Source organism: Carnobacterium sp. (assembly GCF_040274425.1).
Genome location: NZ_JBEMBC010000029.1, coordinates 1 through 18,354, shown reverse-complemented (window position 1 = coordinate 18,354; position 18,354 = coordinate 1). Strand labels below are relative to the sequence as shown.

Below are 18,354 nucleotides of genomic sequence, written 5' to 3'. Positions count from 1 at the left end.
CAAACTAAAATTTCTTCTGGAATGAACGGGTTTGCTTGTATAGAGCCATGAGACCGCCTGAAGCTTATAACTTCAGGATTTCAAGCCTCAAACAAAGCGTAATCGCTGAAGCGTCAACGCTCTGTAATTCGCATTGAATCCTTTACACGGCTACAAGCAACCCCTATTCCTCCAAAAATTTTGTATAATCGAGTTTAAAAATCTACCAATACTAAAAATTATAGACCCTTTTTTTGCTATTCGTTTTCACTAATTTCTCTTAACCATTTTACTAATTGGTCAACTGTCTGTTCTTGTTGTTGTTCGGGTGAAATGGTGGCAGGAAAATCACCCTCTTGGTCTCCATAATCGCCAAAACCAGCATGATTTCCTCCTTCAATAGTATAGAATGAGGTAGTAGCAGGTAAATAATTTTTGCCAAGCTGATAGGCCTCTTCATCGACTACACCATCATTAGAACCAATAAGGGAAAGAACTGAAATAGGCAGTTTATCTAACCGTCCCTTTTCGTCTGGATAACTAGCTAGTAAAAAAACACCTTTTAAGGGTTCCAAATAACTCTCATTGGCAAATCGAGTAGCCATCACACCACCTAATGAATGACCACCTATAACAAAGTTTTGAATCTCCTCATCAGTGATAATGATTTCTGCTTTATCTGCATCTGTCACGGCAAGATTCAAAGCATGTTTAACAAGGTAAACGGGATATCCTTCTGCAGCGAGATTTGCCGCAATAGAACTGTAACTTTTTTCTTCTACAAGCCCACCTTGATAAAAGAGGACAGAAGTAGATTGTTGCTCACTTAATGGCCTGAAAATAATCGCATCTGAGGATTCTTCAACCGTGTAATGATCAGTAGACTCTGTTTCTTTCAGTGCTTCACTTAAAGGTTGATACGTTTTAGACTGTACAAAAAAGAAACTGCCTAATAAAACCAAAATGAAAAAAATAAAACAACCAAATAAAATTTTACAGCTGCGCTTCATAAATGCTCCTTCCAAAATAATTAGTTTAATAAAGTTGAACAGAAAAAGTGTATCATATATTTCATTTTATTCGTTAGATAAATCAAACAAAACAGAGTGAATAATCTACATTTGTATAATTTACTCAAGAATTGTGCTAAAATGTATAATGGGAGTACATGGAGCCATAAGATAAAATTAAAAAATTGAAATATGTATTAGGAGAGATATAAATGAATGGATATACTATTGCAGTCGTAGGAGCAACGGGAGCTGTAGGAACAAAAATGATTAAAATGTTGGAGCAAGCCAATTTTCCAATTAACGAAGTTAAGCTCTTAGCCTCGAAACGCTCTGCTGGAAAAAAAGCTTTATTTAATGGAAAAGAAATCGAAATCCAAGAAACAACGGCAGATTCTTTTGAAAATGTTGACATTGCATTGTTTAGTGCAGGCGGATCGATTTCAAAACAATTTGCTCCTGAAGCCGTAAAACGTGGCGCAGTTGTCATTGATAATACAAGCGCATACCGAATGGATACTGAAGTACCTTTAGTCGTTCCAGAAGTAAATGAGGAGGCAATTCGTTCTCATAAAGGAATTATTGCTAATCCGAATTGCTCAACGATTCAAATGATGGTTGCGCTAGAACCGATTCGCAAACAATATGGATTAGATAGGGTAATCGTTTCAACGTATCAAGCAGTAAGCGGAGCTGGAGTTTCAGCTGTTAAAGAAATGAAAGAACAAGCACAACATATGTTGAATGGTGAGCCTTATGAAGCGGCTATTTTGCCATCAGGTGGAGATAAAAAACATTTTCCAATTGCTTTCAATGCATTGCCACAAATCGATTTGTTTACTGAAGATGGTTATACATTTGAAGAGTTGAAAATGATCAATGAAACTAAAAAAATTATGGGCGATGATAATATAAAAGTTTCTGCAACATGCGTCCGTATTCCAGTCATTTCAGGACATTCAGAGTCTGTTTATATTGAAGTGAAAGAAGAGGGAGCTAGCGTAGCTTCTATTCAAGAACTCATGAAAAATGCACCAGGTGTAGAGCTTCAAGATGATCCTGATAATCAGGTTTATCCAACAGCTTTGGAAGCAGAGGGCAAAAGAGAAACATTTGTTGGAAGAATACGGAAAGATCGTGACTTAGATAAGGGTTATCATATGTGGATCGTTTCGGATAACTTAATCAAAGGTGCAGCTTGGAATTCTGTTCAAATTGCTGAAAGCTTACACAAGTTAAAATTAATTAAAACAAATAATTAAGATAAGTTGAATTTAAAATAGAGGGTGATGGTATTGGATTTAAAAAAAGCACGTATTATAACCGCTATGACTACTCCATTTGATAAAGAAGGATCAATTGATTATGGACGACTAGAAAAGTTGATCGACTTCTTACTTGAAAATGGAACGGAAGGATTAGTAGTGGGAGGCACGACTGGAGAGTCTCCTACATTAGCTCATGAAGAGAAATTAGATTTATACCGTAAGACAGTTGAATTAGTTGCGGGACGTGCACCGATCATTGCTGGTACGGGGTCATTTAACACGGCTGAAACGATTGCTTTTACAAAAGAGGTTGAAGCCCTTGGAGGCATAGATGCAGCACTCGTAGTGACGCCATACTACAGTAAGCCTAACCAAGCTGGTTTGTATGCTCATTTTGAAGCAGTAGCTAAAAGTACTAGACTGCCGATCATCATCTATAACGTCCCCGGACGGACGAGTGTTTCAATAGATCCTGAGACGACAATTAAACTTTCATCGATTGAAAATATTATTGGTGTGAAAGAATGTTTAGGTTTAGATGCTTTAAGCGAAGAAATTGAACAAACATCAGATGACTTTTTAGTTTATACTGGTGAAGATGGTAATGCTTTTCCTGCTAAATGTATCGGAGCAACGGGCGTTATTTCTGTAGCAAGTCATGTTTTAGGAAATCAGATGTCTGAAATGTACAACTTGTTGCAAGAAGGATCTATGACTGAAGCTGCAAAGATTCATCGTCAACTAGTGCCTAAAATGAATAGTTTATTTACTGTTCCTTCTCCAGCACCGGTTAAATTTGCGTTAAACCACTTGGGTATTAACGTCGGCGGATTGAGATTGCCTTTAGTACCTTGTACAAAAGCAGAAGAAGATTATTTGTTAACTGAATTAAATTGGAAAAAATAAAAAATGAAATGAAAGTAAAAGAGGTGAAGAAATGAGCACAATAAAAATTATCCCACTAGGGGGTGTGCGTGAAAATGGAAAAAACATGTACGCTGTTGAGGTGGATGAAGACATATTTGTTTTAGACTGTGGTTTAATGTTTCCAGAAACAGAATTATTAGGAATTGATGTAGTCATTCCTGACTTTAGTTATTTAGAAGAAAATAGAAACCGTGTTACAGCAGTATTTCTAACACATGGTCATGAAGATGCAATTGGAGCACTACCTTATTTTCTTCAAAAATTTGACGTTCCAGTCTTTGGAACTGAATTAACAATAGCTTTAGCAAAATTATTTGTTGAAAAAGATAGTCAAGTTAGCACATTTGATGATTATCATATTGTTGATGAAAACACAGAGATTGAATTTGGAGATGTCGTTGCTAGTTTCTTCAGAACAACCCATACTATTCCAGATTCTGTTGGAGTAGCTCTTAAGACAAGTGAAGGAAGCATTGTCTACACAGGCGATTTCAAGTTCGATCAAAGTGCAAAACCAATGTACCAAAGTAATTTATCGCGTATTGCGGATATTGGTAAAAATAAGGTTTTAGCTTTATTGAGTGATTCAAGTGAAGCTGAAAGTTCTGTTGAGAATATAAGTGATCTAAAAATAGCAGAAGAAGTATTGGATACATTCCAAAATGCTGACGGTCGTATCATTGTTGCTAGCGTAGCTAGTAATATCTTGCGTATCCAACAAGTATTTGACGCTGCTCACAAATCACATAAGAAAATTTTCATCACGGGAAGCAACCTTGAAGAAATCGTTCAAATTGCTATGCAACTGAATAAACTTCAATTGCCAAACGAAGATTTGATTGTTCCAATAACAGATATTGAAAAATACAGTGACCAAGAAATTGTTGTGTTAGAAACGGGCGTTACTGGCGAGCCGATTAAAACATTGACACGTATGGCAAAAGGAAAGCACACTCAAGTAAATATCAAAGAGGGCGATCTAGTTTATATCGTAACAAGCCCATCGACAGCAATGGAAGTAACCGTTGCCCAAGCAGAAAACTTAATCTATCGAGCGGGTGGAACAGTAAAACAAATTTCAGATAACTTGAAAGCTTCTGGCCATGCTACTCCAAATGATCTAAAATTAATGATCAATCTGATTAAACCTACTTACTTTATTCCAGTTCAAGGAGAATATCGTATGCTTTCGGCTCATGCAAAACTTGCACATGAAGTTGGAATGCCGTATAAAAATATATTTATACCAGGTAAAGGCGATATCATGGAATATAAAAATGAGCGTATGCATGTAGCTGGTCAAGTGACAGCAGGGAATACAATGGTCGATGGTATTGGAATCGGCGATATTGGAAATATTGTTTTACGCGACCGTAAATTGTTATCTGAAGATGGTATTTTTGTAGCGGTAGTTACTATTAATCGTAGAAAAAGTAAAATTATTTCAGGTCCTGAAGTCATGACTAGAGGTTTCGTATATGTTAAAGAAAATACAGATTTAATTAATCAAAGTAATGAGATCATTAGAGAAGTAGTAGAAGAAAATTTAAATCGTAAAGAATTTGAATGGAGCCGTTTGAAACAAGAAATTAGAGATGCTTTGAACAAACATCTTTTTGAACAAACGCGTAGACGTCCAGTTATTTTACCGATTATCATGGAAACAAGTTCGCGCAACCGCAAAAATTAAATACAACAAAAAAAGCTCTCATGTCCTTTAAAAAAGGACATGAGAGCTTTTTTTTATAAAAGAAGAGCACTCACGTTAAGTGAATGCTCTATTATCAATAGTGATTTTAGACTAGTTTATTTTGCTACGTTTTCAGTCCACTCAGTAACACGATCAGGATTTGCTTCAATCCAAGCTTCAGCTGCATCTTCAGGATCTTCTCCTTCAGAAATATCTAGCATGATGCTTTCCATTTCTTCAGTTGTCCAATTAAATTGATCTAATACTTGATAAGCTTCAGGCATATCTTCTTCAAGGCCTTCACGAGCCATAGTATTGATTGTTTCGGACTCGCCAAATGCATTTTCAGGATCTTCTAAATATTTTAAGTCGTAAGAAGCGAATATCCAGTGTGGAGACCATCCGGTGATAACGATGTCTTCTTCATTTTGAATCGCTTGACCTAATGCAACAGTCATTGCTCCTGATGAAGAGGTTTTAAGCTCCCAGTCACTCAAGTTATCGTATTTTTCTAATGCAGATTCAGTTGCAGCAACAACACCTGCACCAGGTTCGATACCAGTAATGCTCATTGCAGCTTCATCTTTAAGATCAGCAATTGAATCAACATCCATATACTCAGGAACAACAAGGCCAACTAATGCGCCTTCTAAGTTTGGTCCTAAGTTAACCATTTGATCACCGTATTCTTCAAATTGAGAACCGTGAGTAGCAGGTAACCATGCAGCTACCATAGCGTCAGCATCACCACTAGCTACGGCTTGCCACATTACAGCGTTATCTAATGGAGTTAACGTTACGTCATACCCTAAGTCTTCCAATACTTTACCAATAACGTTAGTGGAAGCAACTTCTGTATCCCATTCTACATAAGATAATTCGATTTCTTGTCCTTTGCCAATAGAATCTTCATCTGTTTTAGAATTCTCTGCTGCACAACCTGCTGCAACTAGTGATAACCCTAACCCAGCTGTAAGGCCTAAATGTTTCCAATTAAGTTTTTTCATATTAAATTTATTTCCCCTTTTTAGTAAACTAATTTTTTTAATGATTAGTTATTCTTATTTTTTATTTAATTTTTGCGTTAAGCGATCAATAATAATCGCTAAGACAACTAAACCTAAACCAGATACGAAACCTGTTCCGATTTGTGCACGTTGTAGGGATGAAAGAACTTCTCTACCAAGACCTGGAGCTCCAATCATTGAAGCAATAACCACCATTGATAAAGCTAACATAACGGTTTGATTGATACCAGCCATAATTGTTGATTTAGCTAAAGGTAATTCTACTTTAAATAACTTTTGAGCACCTGTGCTACCAAACGACTCAGAAGCCTCAACTAATTCATGTGAAACTTGTCGAATTCCAAGATTAGTAAAGCGAACAGTAGGTGGGATGGCAAAAATTAAAGAGGCGAATACCCCGGGAACCATACCAATACCAAAGAAAGCAACTGCGGGAATCAAGTAAACAAAGGCTGGCATTGTTTGCATGAAATCAAGAACAGGGGTAATAATGGCATTTGCAATTTTACTTTTAGCCATTAAAATTCCGAATGGAACTCCAATAATAACAGATAGTAGACTTGCAACCAGAACTAAAGTCAGGGTATTCATTAAGTCGTCCCAAAGACCTTGATTATAGGTAAACCAAAGGCCAATTATTGTAAATGTAGCCAATCCGAATTTTTTTCTTGAAGCAAAAAAAGCAATTACAGCAATAATCAAAATAAACAAAATTGGTGGAACAAGTAATAACGTATCTGTCACAAATTCCATAACGATTTCTGAATATTTTTGAATAGGGTCAAACAAAAATGCAAAAGTTTGAGTTACCCAACTTGTAAAGTTTTCTACAGCATCAGCTACTGGTAATTCTGGAATGATATCTAATATACTAGACATTTTCAAACACCTCATTTTCTCCTGCAAGGGCAGCTATTACAGCGCCTCTGACGATTATACCAACTAACTTACCTTCATCTACAACTGCTACGGGAGTAGTTGAATCATGAATAACTGAAAAGATATCGTTCATGGATGTAGTTCTGGTAACAGTTGGTATGTCTTTTTTCAGGATGTTTTCAATTGTATTAATATTATTTTTACGAGCATCCGAAGCATCTTCTGCTGTGATATACCCTAAAAGGTTACGTTGGCTATCAACAACTAGAATGCTGGATATTCCTTCGCTACGCATTTGTTCAAGTGCAAAACGTGGACCATGATTTTTTATATTCAATGTTTCAGGACGTTGCATAATGTTCTCAGCTGTTAATACTTTAGAACGATCAACGTCTTCAACAAATTTTTCAACGTAATCATTAGCTGGATTAGTTAGTATTTCTTCAGGAGAACCGATCTGTACAATTGATCCATCTTTCATCAAGGCAATTTTATCACCAATTCGTAAAGCTTCATTTAAATCATGAGTGATAAAAATGATTGTCTTTTTCACTTTAGATTGAAGTTCAATTAATTCATCTTGCATTTCACGACGAATCAAGGGATCTAATGCTGAGAAAGCTTCATCCATTAATAAGATTTCAGGATCATTCGCTAGAGCACGTGCTAATCCTACTCGTTGTTGCATTCCACCAGATAGTTGATTAGGGTATTGATCTTTGTATTCACCTAAACCTGCATTATCTAGAGCTTTTTGCGCTTTTTGCTGTCTTTCAGCTTTGTCAACACCTTGAATTTCTAAACCATATTCTGTATTTTCTAAAATTGTTCGATGAGGGAAGAGACCAAAATTTTGGAAAACCATACTCAATTTTTCTCTTCTGACTTGACGTAAAGCCTTTTTATCCATCTTAGAGAGATTTTCATCATCTATATAGATATTTCCTTTTGTAGGATCGATTAAACGATTAAACATTCGAACAAGAGTTGATTTTCCACTACCAGATAATCCCATAATAACGAAAATTTCACCTTCTTCAACAGTGAAACTAACATTATTAACTCCGACAGTAGCCCCCGTTTCTTTTAAAATTTCTTGCTTAGATTTTTGTTCTTTCAACATTTCTAAGGCTTGTGTTGTTTTTTTACCAAAAACTTTCGATACATTTTCAACAGTTATTTTTGACAAAATAACATCTCCTTTCCCTTTTTAGGTATGAATCTCAAACTAGTAAATCAAAATTGATATTAAGAGAGAATCCAAACATAAATTGACTAGCCAACCACTTTCTATAGTAGTTTTATCTAAAACCCCTTTTACGAAAAACAACGACAACTATTCATAAAAAAAATAGTTCTAAATGGAACACAATAATCAGTGTAACATGAATGAAAACAAATGAAAAACCAAAGCATTTTCAAAAATAAGCTTTAGTACCTTTGTTTTGCCTTCATAACGGACCTTAGAGCATGAATAAAAAAAATGAAAAAACTTTTTTTTAGGTCGATTATTGGTCCTTTTCTAGAAAATGATCGATAAAAAATAAAATTACATTGGACATATAACTTGTGATTTTTGAGTGGGGTTGATAAACTTATTTTAAGTAGTTTAATGGCCAAAAAGAGGTGAACGATGGATGTTAACGGAATTGCAAAAAAAGATAATAAATGAGACAGAAGAATATGTCTACCAACTTTTAAAAGATGATGCTAGTGGTCATGATTGGTGGCACATTCACCGTGTGCGAAATTTAACTAAAAGTATAGCGCAAAAGGAAAAAGGAAGTATTAATCTCTTTATTTGTGAAATGGCAGCTCTCTTACATGACGTAGCAGACGGCAAGTTAAATAAAACAGAAGCTGAAGGAGAGAAAAAGGTCAGAGTATGGCTTTCTAGATTTTCATTAAGCAAACAAGAAATCGAACAAATAATGGAAATTATTCTTCATATGTCTTATAAGGGCGGAACGAATAAAGTGGTATTATCTTCTATAGAGGGGAAAATTGTTCAAGATGCAGATCGTTTGGATGCATTAGGGGCAATTGGAATTGCACGCACTATGGCCTACTCGGGTTCAAAAAATCGGTTAATTCATGATCCAGAAAAAAAACCACGAGATCACATTACAATAGAAGAATATCGTTCGGGAGAAGATACAGCAATTATGCATTTTTATGAAAAATTATTAAAATTAAAAAACGAAATGAATACGAGTATTGGAAAGGAAATGGCTGAAAAAAGGCATTCTTATATGGAAGCTTATTTAGAAGAATTTTACGCTGAATGGGACGGGGAGAAATAAGCAGAGGCTTTTCATTTCAATCGGATTGAAATGAAAAGTATAGGAGGTTTGTTATGGGTGAGATGGAAGGTCTGATATTAAGAGAAGCAACGGTAGGCGATATCCCTATGATAGAAGATTATACAATAGAAGAAACTCCATATACAGTGAAACCTATGGACGGTATGACAGAAAGTTTACACGAAAGTGAAAAACATCCGATTTTAGTGTTAGACGGGGATAAAATGGTGAGCTTTTTTATCCTTCAAACTGGAGACGCTATTCTAAATTATGGTTCAAATCCTCATGCTATTTTATTAAAAGCTCATTCAGTTGATAAGCGGTATTTAAAACAAGGATATGGTAAAGCTTCAATGGAAAAACTGCCTAAATTTGTTAATGAACATTTCCCTTCAATTAATGAAATTATACTATTAATCAATCACGATAATATTAGTGGACAAATGATGTATATAAAATCTGGATTTAAAGATACTAAAAACAAAGTGAAAGAGTTGGATGGCTATAAATTTATATACTCAAAGGCACTAGTGTTGCATTAAAATAGATCAATCCAAATTTTCGTAAAAATAAAAAATCCTTTACTCCTTTACAATGGTTGGAAGATGATTTATCCATAAGACCACTGTAAAGGAATGGTCTTATGGATAAGAATAAAACAAAAAAATTCATTTTGTAAATGGATTGAACCGTTTCTTTTAACTATTTGCCTATGGACTTGCAAGAGCAAATTACTCAAGCGAATGCCTACACTAAAAAGTTTGATTTCCATTTGTTTTTCAAGCACCTGAAACAATAGACCATGGTCAAAAAGTTTTATAGTCAGGATGAGAATGGACTGAAAAACCAGCATTATGTGGCCTTGGTAACGCAGCTTCTAACTTACCTGTTTAAGCTACGCACTAAGTTTCCGATGTCTAGTTCAAAGGTAGTAATTCAAACTTATGTAAATGAATATAAATGATAATGTTCCTATTATTATAATTGAAATTTATTTAGAATAATGTTATGTTTATGGAGTAAGAAAAATTAAATGAACAACCATCACAAAGGGGTGCTGTAAAAAGCTGAGATTGAATCAATAGATTCTAACCCTTGGAACCTGTTCGTTAGTACGAGCGTAGGGATTGTGACGGGGACGAAATGTTATTTATAATGATAATTCGAGCTCCTCCTTTGATGTGTGGCACTGTTCAGCACAATAGGAGGAGTTTTTTTGAGAAATGATCGATTACGAGTTTGGATAGAAGGTACAATATTTGCGGCTTTAGCTATTGTATTGTCCCTGATTCCAACAAATATTGGAACAGGATTTACCATTTCTTTAGGTATGATACCGTTGACCTTGTTTGCATTTAGACGTGGTTTCGTGGCAGGAACTGCAGCAGGTTTTCTTTGGGGGATACTACATTTTTTAATAGGAAATGCTAGCATTTTGCATCCATTACAAGGGTTTATAGAGTATTTTGTTGCTTTTGCATTTGTTGGTTTTGCAGGTGTAGTTAGGAAACCTTTACAACTTGCTTTTAAAGAAAATAACCAATTCAAGCAGTATCAATTTATTCTAATTGGAACGATTATTGGAACGATTGCCCGTTTCTTTTGGCACTTTATTGCAGGTTATTATTTCTGGGGAAGCTATGCTCCAGAAGGTATGAATCCCATTTGGTACTCATTTATTGCGAATGGTGGAAGTGCCTTAGCAACGGGAATAGCTACTAGTGTAGTTTTATGCATCATGGCCAAAACGACGCCAACCTTGTTTTTACCAAAAAAATAAGATTGGATTTACTTAAATAAGTCTATAGATTGAGAGATTGGATAATTACTCCAGTCTCTTTTTTTCTTTGACAGTTATTTTTTTTATACAGCTAGTTTCTAGTAGCTAAAAGAAAACGGAAGTAGTAAGATTAGACAATAACAAGGTGGAGAGGAATAACTGAATGAACATTATACTATACATAATTTTAGGGCTCTACTTTCTAAATGTTTTACTTTCTATTATCACGGTATTTCGCGAAAAACGAGATATTGCAGCTACTTGGGCTTGGTTGCTTGTGCTCATTCTTTTACCAGGTATAGGTTTTATTTTTTATTTATTTATCGGGAAAAAATTGACCCGCGAAAAAATATTTGATATTAATTCGCAAGAAAATATAGGGATGCCAGAGCTTGTGCAAGCTCAGAAAGAAATGCTGGCTGATGATGAAGAATTATTATCTGAAAGACAAGCGTCTGAAAATGCCAAGGAAATGGCTAGTTTGTTTTTAGAAAGTGATGAATCCATTTTAACAAAAGGAAATAAGGTTGAATTATTTACCGATGGGGCAAAAAAATTTGATTCATTGATTGAAGATATTTCTAAAGCAGAACATCATATCCATATGATCTATTACATTATTCATAATGATAAAATTGGGAAACGCGTCCTTACAGCATTGGAAGAACGTGCAGCTGCAGGAGTAGAAGTTCTAGTCATCTATGATGCGTTAGGATCTAGATCATTAAGACCAAAATTTTTTAAGACCTTAAAAAAATTAGGTGGAAAAGCTGAACCTTTTTTCGGATCTAAGCTGCCAATTGTTAATTTACGATTCAACTACCGGAATCACCGGAAAATTGTAGTAATCGATGGTAAAATTGGGTACACCGGTGGTTTTAATGTAGGAGACGAGTATTTAGGCGAATATAAGAAATTTGGCTATTGGAGAGACACCCACTTGAAAATTCAAGGGAATGCAGTGTTAGCTTTACAAAGTCGTTTTTTGATGGACTGGAATGCAGCTGTTTCAAACCATAAATTAGAATATGAAGAAAATTATTTTCCTTTGATCGATAAAAAAGGACACACAAATATCCAAGTTGTATCTAGCGGTCCAGATTCAGATCTTGAACAAATAAAAAAAGGCTATATTAAGATGATCAGTATGGCTAAAGAGTCAGTTTTCATACAAACACCGTATTTTGTTCCAGATGATTCTGTGTTAGAATCTATCCAAATTGCCGTTATGTCAGGGATTGACGTAAAAATTATGATACCAAATAAACCAGATCATCCCTTTATTTATCGTGCAACAATGTATTATGCAGAGGCTATGGTGGATGCGGGAGCAGAAGTATACATTTACGATAATGGTTTCTTACATGCGAAAACAGTTGTTGTTGATGGAGATATTTGTTCAATTGGTACAGCCAACTTTGATATCCGAAGTTTTAAATTAAATTTTGAGGTAAATGTTTTTATCTACGATGATAAAATTGCAAAACAACAAGAACAATTTTTCTACGAAGATATGAAAAAAAGTTATTTGTTAACTAAAGAAATGTTAGACAATCAGTCTAAATGGTTAAAATTTAAACAAATTTTTTCACGGCTGTTTTCTCCAATTTTATAAGCAATGAATTAACAGGGTTGAAACAAGTAATTTTTGTTTCAGCCCTGTTAATTTATGAGAGCATTTTAATTAGAAAGCATCAAATTTGATAAGGTGTGGCTTCTTTGAGATAATAAATGAGAGTATGGTCAAAAAAACGAAACTATATAAGAGGTGAATGTAGTGATAGAATTTAAAAATGTTTCCAAAGTCTACAAAGGTGGGAAAAAAGCTGTTGACAATGTTAACCTCACATTTAATGATGGAGAGTTTATTGTATTTATTGGTACGAGTGGTAGTGGGAAAACAACTTCTATGCGTATGATCAATCGCATGATTGAACCAACATCAGGTCAGATTTTAATTAACGGGGAAGACATTATGAAGAAAGATCCTGTTCAGTTAAGACGTAAAATTGGCTATGTTATCCAACAAATTGGATTAATGCCACATATGACCATTTATGACAATATCGTAATGGTTCCTAAATTATTAAAATGGTCCGAAGACAAGCAGCGAGAATCTGCAGAACGATTATTGGAGAAAGTCGATTTACCAAAAGAATTTTTGTCACGTTACCCAGCTGAACTTTCTGGTGGACAACAACAAAGAATTGGAGTTATTCGTGCTTTAGCTGCTGATCAAGATGTGATATTGATGGACGAACCATTTGGGGCATTAGACCCTATTACTAGAGATGCCTTACAAGAATTAGTTAAAGAGTTGCAAGTGGAATTGGGAAAAACCTTTATTTTTGTTACTCATGATATGGATGAAGCTTTAAAATTAGCTGATCGCATTGTTATCATGCAAAATGGGCGTGTAGTGCAGTTTGATACGCCAGATAACATATTAGCTGAACCGGCTAATCAATTTGTTGAAGATTTTATCGGCGAAGATCGCTTAATTCAAGCTAGACCAAATATTCAAACGGTAGATCAAGTCATGATAAAAAATCCAATTTCAGTAACTCCTGGAAAATCTATTTCAGAAGCAATACGTTTAATGAGAGACAAACGTGTGGATTCGTTATTTGTTACGGATGATTCAGGTGTGTTAAAAGGGTATGTAGATATCGAGAAAATTGACCGTAACCGTAAGCGTGCTACAAGTGTTGGAGATATTATGGTAGACAAAGTTTATTTCGTTCGAGAAGGTACACTTTTAAGAGATACTGTTCAAAGAATTCTGAAACGTGGCTTTAAAAATATCCCAGTTGTGGATAATAAAGGTCGTCTAATTGGTCTAGTTACTCGTGCTTCGTTAGTAGACGTGGTTTACGATACAATATGGGGTGAAGAGCAAGAAGAAGAGCTGGCAACCAGCAATGTTTTTGAAACAACCATTCCTAAAGAAAGCAATGAATAGAGGAGGAAAAGACAATGGCTGAATTTTTTGCAACAAACGGCTCTGATTTACTCCTGAAAACATGGGAACATTTTTATATTTCTGCAATTGCATTGGCCTTAGGTGTTATTGTAGCTGTCCCTTTGGGAGTTTTATTAACGCGATTTGAGAAAAGTGCTAAGTTTATTATTGGTTTAGCTACTATTTTACAAACGGTGCCTTCATTAGCATTACTGGCTTTAATGATTCCACTATTTGGAATTGGTAAGGTCCCTGCGATTGTGGCATTATTTATCTATTCTTTATTGCCTATTTTAAGGAATACTTATATAGGAATGAATGGAGTAGATGTTAACTTAAGAGATGCAGGAAAAGGAATGGGAATGACAAATGTACAATTGATTCGCAATGTGGAGTTGCCTCAGGCCGCACCGGTTATAATGGCGGGAATTCGATTGTCCGGTGTTTACGTTATCTCGTGGGCTGCTTTAGCTTCGTACATCGGAGCAGGTGGATTAGGTGATTTTATCTTTAATGGATTAAATCTTTTTATTCCTAGTTTAATTATTGGCGGGACTATACCTGTGACTATTCTTGCATTATTGACAGATTATGCACTAGGAAAACTAGAGAAAAAAGTAACGCCTAGAGTTGTGCAAGGTATTGAATAGGAGGGCTTCAACTATGAAGAAGGTTCAAAGAATTGCTGCCCTTTTTTTAGCAGCAATACTATTAAGCAGTTGTTCGTTGCCTGGCCTAGGCAGCGGGTTTAATGAAGAAGGTATAACCATTACAGGTGGTTCAACCACAGAGCAACAAATTGTTGGTTACATTGTTGAAGGGATGGTTGAGCATTACATTGATATTGATGCTCAAATTGTTAATAATCTAGGTTCGTCTTCTCTAAATCATCAAGCTTTGATTGGTGGAGATGCGAACGTTGCCGCAATAAAATATACGGGAACTTCGTTAACTGGTGAGTTAGGACAAGATCCAATTACGGATCCTGAAGTAGCATTGGATTTAGTCGTAGAGGGATTTGCGGCTGAGTTTGATCAAAAATGGTTTCCAACATATGGATTTGCTAATACGTATGCCTTTATGGTGACACAAGAACTAGCAGATCAATATGACTTAGTTACGATTAGTGATTTAGAAGACATTGCTAGTGAACTTGATGCCGGAGTAGATAGCTCTTGGATCCAACGTGCAGGAGATGGCTACGATGCATTTCTAGACACTTATGGTTTTGATTTTAACCGTGTGTATCCTATGCAGATTGGTTTAGTCTATAATGCATTGCAAGCTGGAGAAATGGATGTTGTGTTGGGGTATTCAACAGATGGTCGTATTAAAAGTTATGACTTAGTTGTATTGGAAGATGACAAACAATTATTCCCACCGTATGACGCAAGTCCGGTTGCAACTTTTGAAGTTTTAGAAGCTTATCCTGAATTGAATGAAGTATTAACAAAGTTAAAAAATACAATATCGGATGAAAAAATGCAAGAATTAAACTATATTTCAGACAATAATTTAATTGAACCAAAGGTTGTAGCAGATGATTTCTTGAAAGAAAATAATTATTTTGAATCAATTGAAGTAAACGAAGAAGGAGGCGAACAATAATGATGGCAGACATGAATTTATGGGAACAATTACTTTATTACTTCTCAGAAAATGGCCTTTACATTTGGAGTCAATTTTTTCGTCACTTCTTAATTTCAATTTATGGAGTGTTATTTGCAGCGATTGTAGGAATTCCTCTCGGTTTTTGGATTTCCCGACATGGGAAGTTAGCTGATTGGGTTATAGGAGCTGCTAATGTGATCCAAACGATTCCTTCTCTAGCCATGTTGTCTATTCTAATGTTAGGATTGGGGCTAGGTGTGAATACCGTTATTTCTACAGTATTCTTGTATTCCTTGTTGCCGATTATTAAAAATACTTACGCTGGAGTTCAAAGCGTTGACAAAAATATTTTAGATTCTGGTAAAGGAATGGGCATGACAAGATGGCAACTAACTTATATGGTTGAACTTCCATTAGCTTTATCGATTATTATGGCAGGAATTCGTAATGCTATGGTAGTGGGTATTGGAGTAACCGCAATCGGAACTTTTATAGGAGCGGGTGGTTTAGGGGATATCATCACCAGAGGAGTCAATGTAACTGATGGTGGAGCTATTATCCTTGCAGGAGCTATTCCTACAGCTTTCATGGCAGTCATTAGTGATTTACTTTTAGGTTGGATTGAGAAAAAATTAGATCCAACAAAAAATAAAAAGATATTATCGTAATGATCGAAAACAAATAAAATCAGTTCAATATAAAAAGCTCTCCTTTTGAGCGAATTAGATAGCTGTATATCTAATCGTTAATGGGAGAGCTTTTTAGGATCTTCTATAATTAAAAAAGTAAGTACAGATCATTTTAAGGTAAACGGATATGCCTTATATCACTTGGATGAATAAGATAAGTCATATGAAGAAGAGTATTTTCTACAACGATTTGTGGTCTTTTAAAAGGCGTATATCTAATAAAACCGGTAACTTCTGTTAGGTTGGATTGATTTTTTAATTGGTTGATCTGTAAAATTATTTTTTTCTTTTTAGCAAAAGCTTGATTTAAGAACAGAATGATTTGTGATTCAGGCATTTGAGGCAAAAATTCCAATTCATTAGTCGTACTAGACAAAAAGAATTTTTTTTGCAGAAAGGCAAAGGGATGAACTGGTTCTTCTAAAGTATTTTTTTTCATCTTTATTCCTCCGAACGTTTGTTTGATAATTTAATTATACGAACAAACGTTCAACAAAGCAAGCTGTTTAATTATTTTTTTAAAGTTTCTATTTTTCTGAAAAAATGGCATAATGAATTAAGTATATATAGATTTCTGAAAAAGGGGTTTTAACAATGGATTATAAAATTATTGCAGATTCTTGCTGCGATTTACCATTAGATTTTATAAAAAATAATGATATTGAAATTATCAACTTAATGATCAATATGGATGGAAAAGACTATTTAGATGACATGGGAGAAACGTTTGATCGTGATGCTTTTTTTGAAGCTTTAAAAAATGGCGCAATGGCGACTAGCTCTCAAGTTAATATTGGAACATTTTTAGAAGTATTTAAAAAATATGTTGAAAAAGAGCAACCTGTTTTATTCTTAGGACTATCTTCTGCATTAAGTGGCTCTTACAATAATGCTGTAACAGCTGTAGAAATGCTGAAAGAAGAATATGAACAAGTAGATATAACAATAGTAGACTCTAAAGCTGCTTGCTTAGGAGAAGGTCTTTTGGTATATGAAGCGGTAAATCGAAAGAATGAAGGTCAATCATTAGAAGAAGTAGTGGATTGGCTAGAAGAATATAAAATGAAACTTCATTCATGGGTAACTGTTGATGATATCAGACATCTTGAACGTAGTGGAAGAATCTCTTCAGTCTCTGCAACCCTTGGCAGTGTTTTAAATGTAAAACCTATCATAGTTATGAATGAAAAAGGGGGGTTAGTACCCTTTGCTAAAGTGCGTGGAAGAAAAAAATCATTACACTATTTAATTAATAAAACAGTTGAGGGTATGATAGATCCTGAAACTCAAACGGTTTTTATTGGACATGTCGGTGTTCTTGAAGAAGCTGAATGGATCAAAAAAGAAATCGAATCAAAAATTAAGGTAAAAGACATACAAGTTTACCCTTATGGTCCTACTATTGCAGCACATACAGGATTTGGATCTGTTGCTTTATTTTCTTTTGGAGACGTAAGAAAATAGAGGTTACTTTTTGGTAGGAGGACGCTTAATAAATGAGAGAAACAGTCGATATAATAGTTAGAAGTAGTTGTTACTTTTTTCTTCATCTAATCATTAGTTTATTCAGTTTTCTCAACTTAATAAAACCGTTACAAATCGTTGTTGATTAAGGTTTGATGTTTTGACATTAAGAAAATGCTATGGTAAATTATAATTAGTTGAATTAAAAAAATAACGGTTGGGGCAGTTGCTTTCAAGGATGTTTTCTTCAAGGGGTGAGAAGAAGAGTTCTTAAGCGATGCCTTTTTTTGTATTTTAAGGAGGTGTATGAATGAGTTTAGAAGCAATTGAATACGTTAAAGAAGCGGAAGAAAGAGCCCGACAAATTGAGTTTAATGGGGAAAAAAAGATTCAAGAAATTAGTCAGTCTGTTAACGAAGAAATTAAAAAAAGTAATCAAAATATGCAACAGGAATTAGACAATTATGAGGCAAATCAACAAGTCTTGTTTCGTGATCGTTTAGCAATAGAAAAACAAACTGTTGATCAAGAATTGTCTCTTGAGGTTGAATCAATACTTCAATCTGTAGAGGTTAAACAAAATAGTGTTGTTAATCATATTGTAAAGGAGGTAAGTACTCACTATGGCAATAGCTAAGATGAAACAAATGACACTTCTAGCTGAGCAAGAAAACAATGATTCTCTAATAAAAGCTGTACAAGAATTACAAAAGCTTGAAATGGTTGAATTGTCTACATTAGAAGACTCTGAATTTCTTGATTAC

Annotated in this window: 16 protein-coding genes, 1 pseudogene and 1 riboswitch; of the genes and pseudogenes, 13 read left to right on the top strand and 4 right to left on the bottom strand. The window is 34.8% G+C overall.

What is annotated here, in order from left to right; all coding sequences use genetic code 11:
• Positions 1-236: 236 nt before the first annotated feature.
• Positions 237-989, bottom strand: coding sequence for an alpha/beta hydrolase (locus tag ABS911_RS07555; protein WP_350467074.1), 753 nt, complete (start codon positions 987-989; stop codon positions 237-239).
• Between the two features lie 212 nt (positions 990-1,201).
• Here ABS911_RS07555 and ABS911_RS07550 point away from each other — a divergent pair, with 212 nt between their 5' ends.
• From ABS911_RS07550 to ABS911_RS07540, 3 genes are read left to right on the top strand one after another with little or no spacing between them, the layout of a single operon-like run.
• Entirely contained in the window at positions 1,202-2,251 is a 1,050-nt protein-coding gene (locus ABS911_RS07550; protein WP_350467073.1) for an aspartate-semialdehyde dehydrogenase, read from the top strand.
• 33 nt (positions 2,252-2,284) lie between these two features.
• Positions 2,285-3,163, top strand: coding sequence for a 4-hydroxy-tetrahydrodipicolinate synthase (gene dapA, locus ABS911_RS07545; RefSeq protein ID WP_350467072.1), 879 nt, complete (start codon positions 2,285-2,287; stop codon positions 3,161-3,163).
• A gap of 31 nt (positions 3,164-3,194) precedes the next feature.
• Positions 3,195-4,874, top strand: coding sequence for a ribonuclease J (locus tag ABS911_RS07540; protein ID WP_350467071.1), 1,680 nt, complete (start codon positions 3,195-3,197; stop codon positions 4,872-4,874).
• A 116-nt stretch (positions 4,875-4,990) separates the two neighbouring features.
• On the opposite strand, the pseudogene ABS911_RS07535 reads toward ABS911_RS07540, so the two are convergent.
• Positions 4,991-6,781 (bottom strand): annotated as a pseudogene (locus ABS911_RS07535) (ABC transporter permease/substrate binding protein).
• Positions 6,774-7,970: a quaternary amine ABC transporter ATP-binding protein gene (locus ABS911_RS07530; protein WP_350467070.1), complete on the bottom strand. Its 1,197-nt coding sequence runs from the start codon at positions 7,968-7,970 to the stop codon at positions 6,774-6,776. Before ABS911_RS07530 ends, ABS911_RS07535 begins: the two are co-directional and overlap by 8 nt.
• A gap of 448 nt (positions 7,971-8,418) precedes the next feature.
• Here ABS911_RS07530 and ABS911_RS07525 point away from each other — a divergent pair, with 448 nt between their 5' ends.
• The 8 genes from ABS911_RS07525 to ABS911_RS07490 all read left to right on the top strand — a co-directional run bounded on the left by ABS911_RS07525 (position 8,419) and on the right by ABS911_RS07490 (position 16,105).
• Positions 8,419-9,084 carry an HD domain-containing protein gene (locus tag ABS911_RS07525; protein ID WP_350467069.1) on the top strand — a complete coding sequence of 222 codons (666 nt, stop codon included), beginning with the start codon at positions 8,419-8,421 and terminating at the stop codon, positions 9,082-9,084.
• 53 nt (positions 9,085-9,137) lie between these two features.
• A complete protein-coding gene (locus ABS911_RS07520; RefSeq protein WP_350467068.1) occupies positions 9,138-9,626 on the top strand; it encodes a GNAT family N-acetyltransferase in 489 nt (162 codons plus the stop codon).
• Positions 9,627-10,124: 498 nt separating this feature from the next.
• Positions 10,125-10,228, top strand: a riboswitch (TPP riboswitch).
• A 72-nt stretch (positions 10,229-10,300) separates the two neighbouring features.
• A complete protein-coding gene (gene thiT, locus ABS911_RS07515) occupies positions 10,301-10,864 on the top strand; it encodes an energy-coupled thiamine transporter ThiT (protein ID WP_350467067.1) in 564 nt (187 codons plus the stop codon).
• A 163-nt stretch (positions 10,865-11,027) separates the two neighbouring features.
• Complete coding sequence (cls, locus tag ABS911_RS07510; RefSeq protein WP_350467066.1) at positions 11,028-12,479, top strand: cardiolipin synthase; 1,452 nt, start codon at positions 11,028-11,030, stop codon at positions 12,477-12,479.
• Between the two features lie 162 nt (positions 12,480-12,641).
• The gene (locus ABS911_RS07505) at positions 12,642-13,826 is read left to right on the top strand and encodes a betaine/proline/choline family ABC transporter ATP-binding protein (RefSeq protein ID WP_350467065.1); all 1,185 of its coding nucleotides are present in this window, start codon (positions 12,642-12,644) and stop codon (positions 13,824-13,826) included.
• Between the two features lie 14 nt (positions 13,827-13,840).
• Complete coding sequence (locus ABS911_RS07500) at positions 13,841-14,476, top strand: ABC transporter permease (RefSeq protein WP_350467064.1); 636 nt, start codon at positions 13,841-13,843, stop codon at positions 14,474-14,476.
• Positions 14,477-14,489: 13 nt separating this feature from the next.
• Positions 14,490-15,434, top strand: coding sequence for an osmoprotectant ABC transporter substrate-binding protein (locus tag ABS911_RS07495; RefSeq protein WP_350467063.1), 945 nt, complete (start codon positions 14,490-14,492; stop codon positions 15,432-15,434).
• A 2-nt stretch (positions 15,435-15,436) separates the two neighbouring features.
• On the top strand, positions 15,437-16,105 hold the full coding sequence (locus ABS911_RS07490) for an ABC transporter permease (protein WP_350467082.1): 669 nt from the start codon (positions 15,437-15,439) through the stop codon (positions 16,103-16,105).
• Positions 16,106-16,238: 133 nt separating this feature from the next.
• Here ABS911_RS07490 and ABS911_RS07485 read toward each other — a convergent pair whose 3' ends face one another.
• The gene (locus ABS911_RS07485; RefSeq protein WP_350467062.1) at positions 16,239-16,565 is read right to left on the bottom strand and encodes a hypothetical protein; all 327 of its coding nucleotides are present in this window, start codon (positions 16,563-16,565) and stop codon (positions 16,239-16,241) included.
• A 155-nt stretch (positions 16,566-16,720) separates the two neighbouring features.
• Between ABS911_RS07485 and ABS911_RS07480 the strand changes: the two genes are divergently transcribed.
• Complete coding sequence (locus tag ABS911_RS07480; RefSeq protein WP_350467061.1) at positions 16,721-17,590, top strand: DegV family protein; 870 nt, start codon at positions 16,721-16,723, stop codon at positions 17,588-17,590.
• A gap of 310 nt (positions 17,591-17,900) precedes the next feature.
• Positions 17,901-18,227, top strand: coding sequence for a hypothetical protein (locus tag ABS911_RS07475; RefSeq protein ID WP_350467060.1), 327 nt, complete (start codon positions 17,901-17,903; stop codon positions 18,225-18,227).
• Positions 18,228-18,354: the final 127 nt, after the last annotated feature.

Coding starts and splice junctions, on each gene's coding strand:
- ABS911_RS07495 (WP_350467063.1), top strand. CDS start 14,490: ATGAAGAAGGTTCAAAGAATTGCTGCCCTTTTTTTAGCAGCAATACTA.
- ABS911_RS07540 (WP_350467071.1), top strand. CDS start 3,195: ATGAGCACAATAAAAATTATCCCACTAGGGGGTGTGCGTGAAAATGGA.
- cls (WP_350467066.1), top strand. CDS start 11,028: ATGAACATTATACTATACATAATTTTAGGGCTCTACTTTCTAAATGTT.
- ABS911_RS07475 (WP_350467060.1), top strand. CDS start 17,901: ATGAGTTTAGAAGCAATTGAATACGTTAAAGAAGCGGAAGAAAGAGCC.
- ABS911_RS07480 (WP_350467061.1), top strand. CDS start 16,721: ATGGATTATAAAATTATTGCAGATTCTTGCTGCGATTTACCATTAGAT.
- ABS911_RS07490 (WP_350467082.1), top strand. CDS start 15,437: ATGGCAGACATGAATTTATGGGAACAATTACTTTATTACTTCTCAGAA.
- ABS911_RS07520 (WP_350467068.1), top strand. CDS start 9,138: ATGGGTGAGATGGAAGGTCTGATATTAAGAGAAGCAACGGTAGGCGAT.
- ABS911_RS07555 (WP_350467074.1), bottom strand. CDS start 989: ATGAAGCGCAGCTGTAAAATTTTATTTGGTTGTTTTATTTTTTTCATT.
- ABS911_RS07485 (WP_350467062.1), bottom strand. CDS start 16,565: ATGAAAAAAAATACTTTAGAAGAACCAGTTCATCCCTTTGCCTTTCTG.
- ABS911_RS07525 (WP_350467069.1), top strand. CDS start 8,419: ATGTTAACGGAATTGCAAAAAAAGATAATAAATGAGACAGAAGAATAT.
- ABS911_RS07500 (WP_350467064.1), top strand. CDS start 13,841: ATGGCTGAATTTTTTGCAACAAACGGCTCTGATTTACTCCTGAAAACA.
- ABS911_RS07550 (WP_350467073.1), top strand. CDS start 1,202: ATGAATGGATATACTATTGCAGTCGTAGGAGCAACGGGAGCTGTAGGA.